The organism is Homoserinimonas sedimenticola, from assembly GCF_026094475.1.
Lineage (GTDB): Bacteria > Actinomycetota > Actinomycetes > Actinomycetales > Microbacteriaceae > Homoserinimonas > Homoserinimonas sedimenticola.
Genome location: NZ_JAPELL010000001.1, coordinates 39569 through 53806, shown reverse-complemented (window position 1 = coordinate 53806; position 14238 = coordinate 39569). Strand labels below are relative to the sequence as shown.

Here is a 14238-nt window from a genome sequence, read left to right as displayed (position 1 = left end):
CCCCGGTCTTAGCCCGCATCACCCTGCGCCCGCTTCACCAGATTGACCAGCGCTGGTTCGTGAAGGTCGTATCCGAGGCCTCGGAAGTCCGCCGTTACGAGGACGGTGTCGTAGTCCCCGGCATGATCCGCCAATACCTCCAGCAAGTCGACTTGTGCGTTTTCCCTTGGGTCGCGAGAGGCTCTGGCCATCTCCAGCGCGCGAGTAAGCACTGTTCGATAGTCTCTGATCACAGGGATGTCGTCCGTGTCGTCGAAGACGACGTTCTCGAAGCGGTACCGGATGTCGACGTCTCGGAATCGCACGCCTCGGAAGTCAGCGTTTCGCATGGGACCCGGATTGCGTTTCCCCTCACTCCACTGGGCCGCAAACTTCACCCTTTGCAGCACTCCTTCGAAGACGACTCCGTCGAACGTCACGTGGGTGAACCAGACTCCTCGCAGCTTCGACCTTCGAAACGAGCAGTCGAGAAAGACACACTCGGAGGCGACCGCGTTGGACATATTCGCCCGGTCGAAGTCAACGCGGGCCCAGATATTGATTCCAGCATCACGGTAAGGGCCCGTGCCGATCGCGGAGCCAGCAAGGTCAGCCCTCTGGAAGGACGTGTCGAGTATCCGACTGCCCCACAGTCGCCAATCAAACAAGTCAGCGCCGGTGAAGAGGCACCGCTCGATCGTCGATTCGGTGAAGCGAGCGTTGCGCATTACCGCTCCCGAGAAGTCGATGTCCCGCCAGTGCACGCGCTCGAACTCTGGGAACGCGGAGATCGCCCGAAAGGTCGATCCGCCGACTCTCGCATCACCCATTTGCAGTGGATCCGGAAACACAAACCCCCGGAGGTCAGTCCGTCCGTCGATCACGCCGACGCCTCGCGGAGGTGTTTCGCCGCCATCGACCAACCATCGGGCCACCTGAACGGCAAGAGCCCTGCCTTCAGAGGTACGCCACCTCGACTGAGCCTGCCTGGCTTGCTTCGAGTTCATCGTCCCTCTTGGATGCTGATGAGCTGACGGGCCCTTCTGTCAGCAGCCCGACGATCGTATCGTCGCGGGACCGCGACTAGTCGAACTTGTGGTCCTTCGCATCCGAAACCGAGCGGTACAACTCCCCCCAGGCGACAACTCGGAAGTCATTCGCAGAGATCTTCGCAGCGTGGTAGTCCCACTGTGCGTTGGGGACGGCAATGTGCACGAAGCACGGAAAGGTCCTGAGCGAGTCGATCGCATCACCCTCGTAGCGGGTGGTCAATAGGAAGACACCAGTGCTGCCTTCAGAGTCTTGATCGTGCACCGGCGGGTCAAGTCGCACGACCATAGCGGGCTTTGCCGTGTCGAACTCCACCCGACGGAGGAACACGCACGTTCGTACGGGTTCGAACTCACGACTTTCGAGCGAACTGAGGTACAGCGTGGGGTACAGCGTGGGGTACAGCGTGGGGTACCCCGTTAGTTCCGCAAGAGGCTTGCCAGTGTCAGCCCTCATGGCGCGATCGCCTCCTACGTCGCTTCAAGATCGCGGTCGCTTCAGATAAGGAACGGATGTATTCACCAAGTCCCAGACAGACGAGACCATCACCCCGACATCGTTGAGCTCGCGTACGATCGGCGCCTCAGCCGCGAATAGCACCTGTGAAACGGTTTTACCCGCCAGCAGGAGCTCAAATGGCCATCCACCGCAGACGAGCGAGGCCCCACCGGTGACGGGCCGGAATGAACTCGCGAGATGCGAGCGTCCGGATCATTCACCGCATCGCTCGAGACCATGGCCCCTCACCCTCCCAAGTCCAATAGGTGAAGTCCTCAGCCGTCAGAACACGCTGAATAGCTGCGCCGTCTCCTCTGAAGACCTTCAAGCTGTTCAGTCGACCTCGGGCGACGTGAAGCACTGCGGAGATCTCGGCACCGTCGAGGTCAGGCGCCGAGAGATCTCCGCCGGAACCGGCGGCGATGGCGGATGGGGCCGCCGGATCAGGGAGCAGCTCGTAGTCTCCGTCGCCGCAAGCCTTCAGGCGGATTCCTGCGAGCTGAGGCAGGAGCGGCTCTTGGCCCGTGGCGCGAATCAATTTCTCAACGAGAAGAAGCGCGTTCGCGACATCTATCACAAGTGAATCGTGCCAGCCGCCAGCAAGCGGCGCAATGAGAGATGAGGATCCACACCCGCTAGCCCTAGCGTGTTGTAAACCGCGGACGGCGACCTGTCGGATGACGCTCGCTCAGAGCATGCTGGGCGGATGAATCGGCCTGACTTTCGTTCCGTTCTTCAAGCAAGGATGGAACACGATGAACAGGAAATACTCGCCGGAGGTGCGTGAGCGAGCATTGCGAATGCTCGCGGAGGCCAGGCCGGAGCATCCCAACATGATGAGCGCGGTGCGGCATGTGGCCGGGCTACTCGGGATGAGTCCGGAGACGCTGCGGCTGTGGCAGCGCCGTTACGAGATCGACGCTGGCATGAAGCCTGGGCTGACCACCGATGCCTCGGCGGAAATCAAGCGGTTGCAGAAGGAGAACGCTGAGCTGCGCAAAAGGAATGAGATTCTCAAGGCTGCGAGCGTGTTTTTCGCGAAGGAGCTCGACTGCCCCTGACCGAGATGATCCGGTTCATCAACGAGCACCGGGATCGCTTCGGGGTCGAGCTCATCTGCCGTGTCCTCCGACCGGCAGTCCAGGGCCTCCTCACCTCACGCGGCTATCGCGCCGCCGTGGGTCGTGCTCCATCGGCTCGGCGGCTGAAGGACGACCTCTTGCTGCCGGAGGTTGCTCGCCTGCATGCGGAGAACTACGGCGTCTACGGGCGTCGCAAGATGCACGCGCTGCTGCGACGGCAAGGCTGGGACATCGGTCGGGATCAGACCGAACGCCTGATGCAGCTTGCCGGAGTGCGCGGCGTCAAGAAATCGAAGCGGGTGTTCACCACGCGTTCCGACACGAAGACGGTGCTGCCCAGCGACCTCGTCAACCGGAAGTTCACCGCCGATGGGCCGCGCCGACTCTGGGTCTGTGACGTCACCTACGTCGCCACCTGGTCCGGGTTCGCCTACGTCGCATTCGTCACCGATGTCTACTCCCGCCGCATCGTGGGATGGAACGTCGCCGCCACGCTGCGATCGGAGATCCTGCCACTGACAGCGCTCAACATGGCCGCGTGGGGTGTCGGCGGTCGGCTCGATGGTCTGATCCATCATGCGGATCACGGCTCGAACTACATGGCGATGGTCTACACCGACCGGATCGTCGAACTCGGCGCAGTCCCTTCCACCGGGACTATCGGCGACTCGTTCGATAACGCGAAGGCCGAGGCGATCAACAACCTCTACAGGACCGAGCTGATCCGTCAGCGAGGGCCGTGGCGGACCGTCGAACAGGTCGAGCTGGCGACGCTCGAGTACGTGTGGTGGTGGAACAACCAGCGCCTGCACGGCGAGCTCGACATGCGCACCCCGGTCGAGGTCGAAGACGCGTACTACGCTGGCCTCGAGTCAGCCAATCCAGCACCTGCCGGACACGGCTCCCAATAGGAACGAAAGTCAGGCCGATTCAGGTGCTGAGTGTCACGCTATCGGGAAAAATATGATGCCAGCTCGGCTACTTCGCCGTGTCGCCGTGATGGCGCTGCGGCACGCGCCATCGATATTGCGTGACACAAACTTGCGGCCGGCGCCGAAGGACGGATTGTGCGCAAGCCACGCGGATATGAGACCAAACGACCTACACGTGAATCGCTTAGGTCTGAAGCTGCCTTGAACCGATAACACCTCGAAAGTCGAACCAACCTCATCCGCAAGCAGGAGCTAATCCGGGCATCCACCGCGGCCGGATTACGGACCAGTTCGGGGCGGCTGACCCGCCAGAATGCGATGCACACTCGCTAACCAATCGCCCCAAGCAGCTGGGTCCACAGGCTTCCCGTCTGTTTCGAGGTCCGTGTCACCAAGCAGCGTGATTAGGTCATCGCCAGCGACTTCTGCGTAGCGCCATATGTAATCGCTCATGGCGAGAAACGCCTGGTGCGGAGTAAGAACTCCGATGGACTCTGGGCTATCGGGGAACGGCATTAAGTCCTCCGTTGGTGATCTCTGTGCCACGCACCTCGGCCCATGCCTGAGTGCCATCTGGTCGGAGCTCGTAATATCTGCTGAGCGTTGACCCGTCCTTCAGTGTAGTCGTTGCCCGCAGGTTCGCCGGAGCCACAGCACTCTGAATGAGAGCACGGTTCGCAGGCGTGTCCTCGGCGAGGTGTCCCGGCGCGTCCCGGAAAATGTGGGCCGTGTTCGACCGAAAACTCACACCGCTGGCATTTCCAGGCCCTACTGCGCAAGTATTGTGAACTAGTACGCTTTTGAAACCAACGTGATAAGTATGTATATCCGCGACCGCCAGGTTGTACGCAAGCGCGACTCGCTCTGAGCCTGGCATAACACCGCTAACTGCCAGACTCGTGTCGTCCCCGCTGAGTACATGATCGCCCACTTCAAGTTCATCAGCACGTTTGAATCGCGACTCATCGACAGACCAAAATGGGTGGTCTTCTGTGGTCACGATCGTTTCGCTACCGACGGAGAGGTCGAAGACGACATCTTCATGCACAAACACTTGCTGCACAGGCTTAGCTTCTTGCCGGCCCGTTTCTGGGTCAGAGGCCAGGACACTGTCCCCGATTTTGATCTGATCAATAGGCTTTTGAGTTCCGTCGGCGAGCAGAACCAAGGTCGCACCAGCAAACGAGCAGCGCGTTGCTTGGGTGCTCCCTGAGCCTGGCTTGGGTGCGCGCTGTGCGATGGATGTCGCAGCCTGGGGCGCACGGGACAGCGCCGAGGACATCGCCGGCTGAGTTCGTGACACAACCGTCGACACCGCCGTCCTCACGGCCGACACGGTGCTTCCTACCGCCGTCGTCGCCACCGATTTCAGAATCGGCCCTAGTACGACTCCGACGCCAGCGGTAAGCGCGCCAACGGTCCCGCCGATGACGATGTCAGTGATCAGACCCTGAGGCGTGAACTTCCCAGTCTCGGCAGACTTCATCAGGCTTGTCACGGCCGCTCCGGCGGCGCCGGCGGCGATCGCGCAACCGACTACCCCGACGCCTATCGTCATTGCAGAGCAACCAATAAACGCTGCCGCCCCGACGAGACCGCCGACGATCTCTGCCTTGTATGTGTCGACGAAGGACACGACAGATTTCGCCGCTGTCGTAAGGGCCTTACCGACCGCTTTGAAGCCCTTCGTCACGGTCTTGGTGAAGTCGCTCCACCAGGAGAGGCCCGAGGGGTCTGCCCAGGTGATGGGGTTGTTGCCGGAGTAGACGTAGGCGTTGAACTGGGCCGTGTTCGCGGGGTCGAGGAGCGGGTCGGGGCTGATGAACACGCCGGTGACGGCATCGTAATAGCGGGCTCCTAGGAGCGTGAGGCCTGTCCCTGCGTCGCGGACGGCGCCGAGGAAGCGGTGGTCGCCGGGGACATCGCCGGTGGACTCGGCGCGTGTGGCGCCGAACGGGTCGGAGTGCAGCCTTTGCACACTCGTTTCCGTCCAGGTCGTATTCGGCACGGCAGCGAGTGTCGATCCGTGGTGGTCCGTGACGAGCGAGAACACTTCGCCGAGGCCTGCTCCTGTACGCGTTGCGACGGTGGTGCCGGCAAAGGAGTAGTAGCGTGCGGCGGTAATCGAGTCGCCGTTGATGAGGACTTCTTGGCCGCCGGGCAGATAGACGGTGGTGCCTGCGGTGTCGGTGCGGATTAGTCGGTTGCCGGAGGCGTCGTAGACGTAGTCCTCCTGCGCCCCGTCCGAGAGGTCGTCGGCCGTGACGAGCATTCCTTCTGCATCCCACGAGTATTCGCGGTCGTGCTCGGTGCCTTGGCTTTGACCGAATGCGGTGGATCTGTTGCCGGCTAGGTCGTAGGAGAGCTCGAGGTGGTCGGTGTTGCCGGAACGACTCTCGGTCACCCCCGTCAAGGAGTGTGGCCCTGCGGTTCCCTCCCCGTGCGAGTAGGTCGTGACTCTTTCGGCGGATGCCCCTACGGCGTGCTCGATCATCTCGGTGCGGTTGCCGAGGGCGTCGTAGGAGTACTCAGTCCAGTACGGTGCACTGCCACCGACTGTGGGCGCGGTCGGCTCAGCGCAGTCGCCGGCTTGGGATGTCCATGCTTCTGTGAGCCGGCGGAGTCCGTCGTAGTTGAAGCATTGGTTGTCCTGGAACTGGATGCCGCTGCGCCCTGGGGCTGTGGGCTGATCCTTGATGCTGGTGATGTTGCCGCCGGCATCGTAGGAGTAGGTGACGTCGAGGTCGGTTCCGTCGAATCGCTCACGGTCGAGGGAGATGTTCTCAAGCCGTTTGGTGCCGTCTTCGTAGCGGTAGGAGACGATTGCGCCGTAAGTGTTGCCGAGGTCGGCGATGAGGGGGCGGCCATCGGCGGTGAATCGGCTTTCGGCGACGTAGGTGCCCCAGCCGAAGCCTCCGCTCATCCATGACGGCATCGATGCGGTGTCGTAGCGCGTCGTGACGTTCTCCGCGCCAAGGCGGTAGGTGCCGTCGGCGGATGCCACGGCGGGCAGCAGCATCGAAGCGACTTGGCCGTCGCTGGTGTAGCTGTACTCGGTGGTAAAGGACCGTGACGCGAGTGCAGCGAACTCTGCGGTGTCGGGAAGCGTCAGCGTTGTGGCGAGCGGACGGTTTGCGGCGTCGTAGCGCGGAATCGTTGTGGTGTAGGCGTTTCCGTCTGAGTAGCGCGTGGCGGACGACACTTGGCCGAGCACGGGCGCTCCCCCGGGTCCGGTCGCTTGGTCATATCGCCACGCGATGCGTATGTTGCCGGTGCCAGATCCGTCGCGCAGGCTCGTTGTCCGGCCGAGCGCGTCGTAGGTGTACGCCAGCATCTGCCCGTTGCCGTTGGTTGTCGTGGCAATCCGGCCGAGGACGTCATAGGTCGTGCTTGTCGTCCCGGAGTCGGGGTCGGTGGCGCTGATCTCCCGGCCGGCCCAGTCGTAGTCGTAGCTCCAGAGATTGTCTTCATGGTCGCGCATCGCAACGCGGTCGCCCGCGGCGTTGTACTCGTAGGTGGTCGACTGGTACGGCAGCGCTAGAACGTCAGCAACGGTGACGGCCTGGGTGGCGTCATCGGCATCGCGGATGTACTCCCGCAACTCGAGAATGCGACCGCGGGCGTCTGTGGTGGCCGCTTGCGGGGTAGCCCCGAGCGGGGGGACCTGGATGACTGTCGCGCCGTCGTAGGAGGTGGTGGTGCGCCACTTCTCGTACTCGGGGTTGGAGTCGGTGCCCACCCAGAAGATCTCGGCTGTGGTTCTCCCTGCTCCGTCGTACTCGACGGTTGTCTGTGATGGGGGAACCGGGAGAGGAACGATAGGGGTCCCTTGCGGAGTGCCTTGTGCTCGCCATTCGCCGGTTTGCTTCATGACCCTGCCGAGGGAGTCGTAGTAGGTGTGGGCGACCATGCGACCGCGCTCGCTCGCGGTGGCATCGTGGTCGGCACCGGCGTCGGTACCTTCGATCTGGGTCTGGAACGGCCGTAATAGGCCGTCGTAGATCGTGGAGCTCGCGTGCTGTGTCACGCCGTCGGCTCCGAGCGTCTTGGTGACGATGGAGTTCAGCCCGTTGGCCTGAACGACGTAGTCGTACTGAACCGACGGGACAGGTGAGCCGGCGTGCTGGGGATACCAAGCTTTCAGGAGGCGGCCGAGGGCGTCGTAGTTTCCGGTGGTGACGCGCCCATTGAGATCGGTGGTGGAGACGACCATCCCGGTCAGGGGGTTGAAGGTGGTCGTTGAGGTGAACGGGGTGAGCGGGCCGGCGCCGTCCGGGTCGGGCGTCGATGTCGCTACCGATTGCATAAGGCCACCGGCCGAGTGGGTGTAGCTGTATGTCGATGTCTGCTGGGCGGCGTTGACGATCGTCAGCGGTCGTCCGTATGTGTCGTAGGAGAGGACTTCCTGGTCGAGCACGTACCCGGTGCCGTCGTCTGGGTCGAGGGACTCCGAGCGGATGGGGCGTCCGGCGCTGTCGTAGGTGGCGTTCGTAGCGGAGATGACATCATCCGGGCGCGACACGGTGGCGCCACACGCTTTAGCCACGGTCTCGGTATGGGCAGGCAGACTGATCAGATGCTTTGCCGCGAGGGCGCTGTTGGTGCTGTGCGCGTAGGCAATTGTGGTGCAGGTGTCATCGTCTGCGGTGGTGACATCGCCGAGGTCTTCGATGGAAACGGGCTGCGAATTCTCGTCGTTGGTCGTGGTGGTCTTGGTTCGGAACGCGATATCGCCGGAGGCATCGTAAGTGAAGCCGTAGGCCGTTGAGGTCGGGATGCGGGTTGCCGTCACCCCCTTGCTGTTAGTGGCTAGCACGACAGGTGCTCCGGGTACGTTGATGGTTTCGGTGACCGGAGTGGTGCCGTTCATCTCCACGGCGGCGAACACCTGGCCACGGTTGGCGAGCCGGTCGGTGGTGCTCACTTTGTGGCCGGTTGGGCCGGCTGTGAGGCTGCCGCCCAAGCCCCGGAAGTAAGTGTTGCGGACGACAACACTTTCGTCTGTGGTGCCAAGGGTGGTAGTGACTTCGGCGAAGCCGCGGAAGTCGGAGTAGGTCATCTCGCTTTCTTTGACCATCGCCCCCGTCGGCTTTGCCCACGCCGCGCCGCCGCTGTAGGTGTAGGTCGTCAGCTGGGAGACGGAGCCGGTGATGAGCTCGTCTTGCCCATCGACCACGGGAGCGGCGTCTTCGACGAGGGTGTCGACGACGTACTTGTGGAAGTAGTGGACGACCATGGTGCCGTCATCGTTCGGCGACCATTTCACGGGGTAGCACAGCCGTGTGTTGGCTTGTTGGTCGGTCTCGCTGGTGCCGGGCATGTCACCGGCGGCGCACTCGGTGCGATAGTTCACGCTGACGGATGCGCCAGATTCCGTGCGCACGTTTGTCATGCGGGGTCGCCACAGTGCTGGTGCGTCATCGGTGGCGGAGTCAACCCGGTTCTCAAGGAACGTGTACTGGAAGGTGTTGCTGGGAAGAGTCAGATCGTCAACGGCGGTGTTGGTGCCGTTGTGCCCGGTGCGGGTGATGGAGTCGGTAACCAGCATCGCGCCGGTGGCGTATTCCAGCCCAATGCCGGTTCCCTGGGCGACAAAGCGTTGGTGGAATCGCCAGGTATCGATTGGCTGGTATGCGGTTCCATCGAAGGTCGATGTGGTGATGGTGCTGAGTCGGTTCCGGTCGAAGAAGACCGGGGTGATGTTGGTACAGGACGCTGAATCTGCGCAGATCAGATCGACCGGGGTGTCCGGCCAATGATTAGCCGTGGTTGCACTTTGCGCGGCGTCGCAGAAGGAGGACGGGTCGGCGAGGTTGGTGATGCATCGCGGGGTGGTGGCGAAGGTGACTCTTGCCGGGGCGGAAGCAGCGGTCTCGCTCCCGGCGCGGGTGCCGTATTCGATGCGGTCGAGTCGGCCGCCGGAGATGTAGGCGGCGATGTCACCGGTGGGGTTGCCGAAGATGTCGTAGATATAGGAGTTCGTCTCGGGCGTGTAGAAGTACGTCATCGAGTTGCCGGAGGTGTCGGTGACGTATTCGAGGTTCCACCGCCACACCTGCGAGCACTTCGAGGCACTGTATCCACTGCTCCCGATGCCCTGGTAGCAGGGCTCGCCGGGGTGGTTGCCGTAGACGGGGACGGTCCACGCCGAGTTCAACGCGGTCGTGTCAGTTGCTGATCGTTGTCCGCGACCAAAGAAGTACTGGGTGCCGTCGGTGGTGGTGACCTTCCAGTACTCGCCAGCTTGTCCGCCGTTCCATGCACCTGTGAGGTGCTCGATGCGGGAGCCGTCGTCGTTCTTGCCCCGCCACTGGCCCGTCGTGGCATCCCGGATGAGTTCGATGGCGGAGCCGTTGAAGGACAGGGTCGCGTTCTCGGTTCCCCAGCACAAGTCGCCGCTTGGCGTGTCGATGTTGTTCGCGGCACCTTCGATGTCCTGCACGCAGGGGACGTAGGAACGCTCCACGAACCCGCTCGTGATGTCGAAGCCCTCACCGATGGGCCCTGACTGGTTGTTCGACGACGGAGTGCGCCCGTCTGACACGGCGGAGGAGTAGCCGATCGAGAGGTCAGGTGTCGGGCCGGACGCCGCTGTGGGCACGCTGAGCGGCAGCGACCAGGTGAACGCTCCGGTAGAGCCGCCGCTGCCCCATGTGGAGGATGGGGACAGGCTAGTCGCGGACCAGTTTCCCGCAGGGCCGGACGCTCCTGCGGTCAGCGCGAGCGACCCACTAGTTGCGGATGCGGCGCTCAGTGAGCTCACCTCCGATTCGACAATGTTGATCGGGGTCGTCACGCTGATCGTCCGGTCTTCCAGATCGCTGACAGATGGCAACGGGATGGGCGCACATCCGGAAGCGGCGGGGTCGCAGTCAGGAATCCAGACCGCTCTGAGCCGCGACGCCCAGCCGGCTCCTCCAGCGTTGGCGAACTCAGCGAAAGAAACAGTCAAGTCCACGGATCGATCCGCATTTGGCACGTCTGACGCGTCAGTCAAGGTGACCAGCACACCGGAGACACCGGCGTCTTGTGCTTCGGCTTCGCCTGCAACGCGCACCTTCACTGCTTCGGGCGCGTTGTCTGCATCCGACTGCTTAAGCGTCACCGGCATGCCGCCGACGTTCGCTTCGGCTTCGTCCTGCATACCCGTCGGCATTGTGACGACTTCTTCATCTTCAACCGGGAGCACTGGCGGTGGGGTGAGGGTGACGGTGCCAGCTACCGGCGGCGCCCACGAACCTGCAAGCTCAGTTGCTTCGACAGACTCTTCGAGCCCGAGACGGGCCGCTACCTCATCGACACGCTCGGACCTGCTGAGGCCGCTCGACTCGGTGCCGTCGCTCGCATGGGCGGCGGCGAGCCCAGGAGCCAACGCGCTTAACCCCATCGGATCGACTGCCATCACCACGACCAGGGACGTAGCAATGAGCCGTGCTGCGAACCGTCCCACACTTCTGCGGCCAGTCATGCCACCCCTGCTTCCCCGTGAAAATGATCCGCCCTGCATAGCGGTCACTGCTCTGCCGCCTCAGTCGGATCGAGCGCGATATCGCTGCCGCCGAAGTCGGTCGCTTCAGCGCCGTGGCACATTCTGCGGATCTTGGATTCCGCAAGAACCGCGCCCTTGAAAACCCGGACGTTATCGACAGATCCCGGCCAGAAGGATGCGGGGACTCCGGCGAGCTGGCCGCGTCCGACCGTGAAGGCGCCTAAGGCTTCAGGCGCTGCCTTCCAGCGAGACGCTTCCGCTTTCACTGGGTCGCCCGATGTCGGACTTTGTGGTGTTCCTACTTCGCACACGCGAAGGCGGAGCTTGTTGTCGCCTGCGTCATACTCGCCGACGAGAAGCGCCCACTCATCTCCCGCAGCCTGCATGGGGATGTTGACCCGATTCGCCCCGGTGTCGCTTGCGCCGTCGAAGACGCTGAAGGACCAACACCCGTTCGTGCCCGAGCAGCTATCGACGTATCCGAGAGCGAACTCTGCATAGTCTTGACCGTCCTGGCCCACGGCGGTGAAGTTCTTGCCCTGCTTCACGTGAGCAGAGTCGAGCCTCACGAACGCGGACACCGTGTAGGAAGTGGAGTTGTCCACGACCGGGCCAGCGGTGGCAGCGAAGTCATCGATACCGTCGAACGCAAGCGCGTTGTCGCCCTGCCGGGAATCAAAGAGGGTTAGAGGCCCTTGCCCCCATCCTGCTCCGCCATACAACGTCAGGTCGGCGTCGGAGTCCTCCACGCTGTTTATGGCGGTGCTGCCACTACCTTCATCGAGCGGCCAAATGGCATCTTCCGCCGGGGTTCCCACATCGAAGATGTAGGTGCGGGGCGAGGAGACGTTGCCTGCGGCATCGCGAGACTTGACGGTCAGTGTGACAGGGCCAGTTGTAGTCGGCGTGAATGAAACGGTTGCCGTCCCACTCGTGGCGTCCGCGGCAACGCTGGTAGGTGTCGTCGGATCATTGAAGCCGTAGAGGTAGGTTTTCACGTCGGTCGAGACGCCACGCTCGAGAAGAAACTTTCCCTGAAGACCGACGCCTCCTCGCTCTTCACCCTCTGGGTACTGCGCTTCCACCCCGGTGATAACCCGGGACACCTCCGGAACATCGGGCTTCGTAACGTCTACGGAGAACTGACACCACGCTGTGTACGCCGAGTACCGAGCTCCGTCGTAGGCACGGGCACGCCAGGAGTACATCTTGCCGTCCTCAAGCCCTGAGGGGACTGCAGCATTTGCACGGGAACCCGAAGCAAGGGCGGCAAGGTTACCGCTGCTCCATTTGACCGCGCTGGAGTTTCCCCCTTCGACCACGACGAAAGAGGTGCGAACGCTGTCCCCGTCAGGGTCCTTCGAAATCGCGGAAAGGACAGGGTTTGTTGTCGCGACAACGGGCCGCGAAGCTCCCGACACGCACCCGGGATTTAGGGGATTTGTCAGCTGCAAGCCCGTTGGAGTGTTTGGTGCACGGTTGTACGTCATCGAGAAGGTCGCATCGGCACGGTACCGTTTCCAGGTGCTGATGTCGGCCTCGCTCACGACGATTCCCATGCCAGCGGTGGTGAGGTTGTAGGCCGCGGACCATCGCGCGACGCCCGTGGCATCGAAGTCTCTATACCCGACGCCTCCGGCTGCGCAGCCGGCTCTCTGGGATTCGGTGCGCGTGCTCACCAGGCCACCCCACGGGATATTCCCCCAGGTCGTTCCCGCGCCGATCGATGTGACGTGATAGAGGTTTGCGGCGTAAGCGTTACAGGAAGCCGAGTAGCTTCCGTAGACGCGGAACTGTGCGCTGAGCACGTCAGTGTCCGTGATGCTGGTGAAGATGTTGAGGCCGGAGAACTGCCACGCGAGTCGCTGCTTGAACACGGTGTTGCACGCTGAGACGTTGGTGCAGTAGCCCGTCCCCTGCCCGAGTGACGAAGCACTGATGTCGCCCCAGTGGTGGAGCGTGTTGTTGTAACCACCGGTTCTTACAGCGACCCACCACGAGGCCCCCCAGCCGTTGAACCCGGGGTCGACGTACACCGGCCACACCGTGCTCGCACTGGTGAGCATGTCCTCATTTGGCGTCACCGCGATGGTCGTCTCAATGAGGCTGACGTCCATAAGTTCGATGCGGTCGCCCCCGGCGGGAGAGCGCGTTCGATCTGTTGCGCCGACCTCGTCATTGGCGGCGACATCCTCACCGGATGAGTCCCACATCGTCGGCGGCGGAGCAACGAAGTGCGTCTCCCCTTCGGCGTCCGCCACATGAAGCGCGTTCTCCGCATCGAGACTGAGAGTTAGGCCCTCCGAAACAGCGGTGGCGAAGTGAATCGCCCCATTCGTCTCTACACCGGATTCTGCTCGAGCGGCAGCTACCAGCGCCTCGAAGCGGTCGGCAGCCTCCCTATCTGCCAGCTCCACTACGGGCAGAAAGCCTGTGGCATCAGCGTTGATCGATACCACGAGACGGATGCCCTCCGCGATGCTGTATACAGCTTGCGAACCAGTGACATCCGGCACGGGAAGGTCAAGCGGGAACCACACAGAGAGCTGCTTGCCCTCGCGCCGGATGGTCCCGAGCGGTTGACCCTCGCCGGCGGACCCTCCAGGGTTTAACTCCATCGGGAAGACCGGAGCGATCACCGTGACGGCGCCTGACTCCTCATCCACCGCCAGCTCCGGATCAAGGTCGACCCACTCGCCATCGACTTCAACCCTCGATGGCAGCGCCGAGACCTCCAAACGAGCCGAGCTGTCGGAGGTCGCCCATGATGTCTGCCAAGGAGTGCGCTCAGCGAGAACCTCGACCTCGGTGTCACACTCGCGGGCGAGCGGTCCCGCCTCTTCAAAGGTTTCCGCCATGAGCGCGCTGCAATCAACCTCAGCCGCTGCCGGAGTCTGCTGCGGCTGATTCATCACCACCACCCCGACCGACACGAGCAGCGCAACGACAACGACTCCGATGAGAACCGGCCGCCACCGCGCAACCAGCCAAGCGGTCATCGGGTGCACCGTGAAGACGATGCTCCGAAGGAGATGAAGCGACGGCGGCTGTTACGAGCGGCAGGAGGCATCAGTTGCCAATCGGTCGGGTGCACCCCCAACGCGTGCACATGACCGGGAAGCTATCGATGAGAAATCACCTTGCACATGACCCCACAACGGGGGTCATGCTTCAAAAGTGCGGAGTTTTCAGGGGTCGTCGGAGGGGT

At 62.7% G+C, this 14238-nt stretch carries 6 protein-coding genes; 1 reads left to right on the top strand and 5 read right to left on the bottom strand.

Features of this window, described 5'->3' with window-relative positions:
- Positions 1–8 precede the first annotated feature (8 nt).
- The 3 genes from OH146_RS00210 to OH146_RS00200 form a co-directional block, all read right to left on the bottom strand.
- Positions 9–863: a pentapeptide repeat-containing protein gene (locus OH146_RS00210; protein WP_265156195.1), complete on the bottom strand. Its 855-nt coding sequence runs from the start codon at positions 861–863 to the stop codon at positions 9–11.
- A 199-nt stretch (positions 864–1062) separates the two neighbouring features.
- Positions 1063–1485, bottom strand: a complete 423-nt coding sequence (locus tag OH146_RS00205) for a hypothetical protein (protein ID WP_265156193.1) — start codon at positions 1483–1485, stop codon at positions 1063–1065.
- 259 nt (positions 1486–1744) lie between these two features.
- Positions 1745–2104, bottom strand: a complete 360-nt coding sequence (locus OH146_RS00200) for a hypothetical protein (protein WP_265156191.1) — start codon at positions 2102–2104, stop codon at positions 1745–1747.
- Between the two features lie 178 nt (positions 2105–2282).
- Here OH146_RS00200 and OH146_RS00195 point away from each other — a divergent pair.
- Positions 2283–3520, top strand: a protein-coding gene (locus OH146_RS00195) for an IS3 family transposase (protein ID WP_265156189.1) whose coding sequence is annotated in 2 segments (ribosomal slippage) — positions 2283–2568 and positions 2568–3520 — 1239 coding nt in all. Because the reading frame shifts where the segments join, the coding sequence is not laid out codon by codon here.
- A gap of 520 nt (positions 3521–4040) precedes the next feature.
- On the opposite strand, the gene OH146_RS00190 is transcribed toward OH146_RS00195, so the two are convergent.
- Together OH146_RS00190 and OH146_RS00185 are read right to left on the bottom strand one after the other, a co-directional pair.
- A complete protein-coding gene (locus tag OH146_RS00190) occupies positions 4041–11009 on the bottom strand; it encodes an RHS repeat-associated core domain-containing protein (protein ID WP_265156187.1) in 6969 nt (2322 codons plus the stop codon).
- Positions 11010–11053: 44 nt separating this feature from the next.
- On the bottom strand, positions 11054–14029 hold the full coding sequence (locus tag OH146_RS00185) for a LamG domain-containing protein (protein ID WP_265156185.1): 2976 nt from the start codon (positions 14027–14029) through the stop codon (positions 11054–11056).
- Between the last annotated feature and the right edge of the window lie 209 nt (positions 14030–14238).

Excerpts from the sequence above, each read along its gene's own strand:
- OH146_RS00185 (WP_265156185.1), bottom strand. The coding sequence starts at position 14,029 with ATGACCGCTTGGCTGGTTGCGCGGTGGCGGCCGGTTCTCATCGGAGTC.
- OH146_RS00190 (WP_265156187.1), bottom strand. The coding sequence starts at position 11,009 with ATGACTGGCCGCAGAAGTGTGGGACGGTTCGCAGCACGGCTCATTGCT.
- OH146_RS00205 (WP_265156193.1), bottom strand. The coding sequence starts at position 1,485 with ATGAGGGCTGACACTGGCAAGCCTCTTGCGGAACTAACGGGGTACCCC.